At 26.9% G+C, this 821-nt stretch carries 1 protein-coding gene; it reads left to right on the top strand.

The genetic code is table 11. From position 1 onward, the window contains the following. Positions 1–757 (top strand): hypothetical protein (locus Q1A73_RS24410; RefSeq protein ID WP_299611437.1); only part of this gene is annotated, 757 nt, incomplete at its 5' end. Positions 758–821: the final 64 nt, after the last annotated feature.

Here is an 821-nt window from a genome sequence, read left to right as displayed (position 1 = left end):
CGTTAGCATTAATTACAAAAAAGAAATGAAAAAAATTCTATTCGGAATATTTACTGCAATAATTTGTTCATTATCGTATGGACAATCTTTTGAGGGAAAATTGATTTATAAAGTTGAGTTTGATATTAAACCAAAAGAAATTGGTGATTTTAAGATCTCGAAAGAGCAAATAATTGAAAAAATGAAGAAAGATGGAGAATTCTATGATTCGGTTAGTGTATTTATTAAAGGAGGTAACTATGCAAAAATTGCAAACACTAATTTGGAGCAAAAAGCCATTTATAAATCAAACTTAAATAAAATCTATTCTTTTCAAAAAGACTTTGATTACGTTACTATAACCGATGCGAATAAATATAATTCAATGAATATCGATTTTAAAGAGCGTAAAATTGAAAAAATAGACTCTTCAAAAATTATTAATGGAATATCTTGTAATGGTATAAGGCTTTCTTGGGGAAAACTGGCTGAAGAATATTATTTCTATAACACAGAGACGGCTAAACTTAACCCTCAACTTTTTAAAAAACATAATTTTGAATATTTAAATGAAATTCTTGAATTGAGTAATTCATATCCTCTAGAGATAATAAAAATTTTGAATAATTCTATTACAATAAAAATGACATTAATTGACATTTCTAAAGAGCCAATTGATGATAAGTTATTTAAATTGCCCGAATTTGAAAAAGCGGAAAAAGATTATGCTGAGATGATGTTAGAAATGGGATTTGAAGTTATGAAAATAAAAAACTAATGCTAACAATTTGTATAGTGCATAGCACCCTACGGGATACTACGACACCATACAAGAAACGTTG

Source organism: uncultured Aquimarina sp. (genome assembly GCF_947492115.1).
Classification (GTDB): domain Bacteria; phylum Bacteroidota; class Bacteroidia; order Flavobacteriales; family Flavobacteriaceae; genus Aquimarina.
The sequence above is the reverse complement of the archived record's forward strand: the minus strand, read 5'-3'. Positions and strand labels throughout refer to the sequence as shown.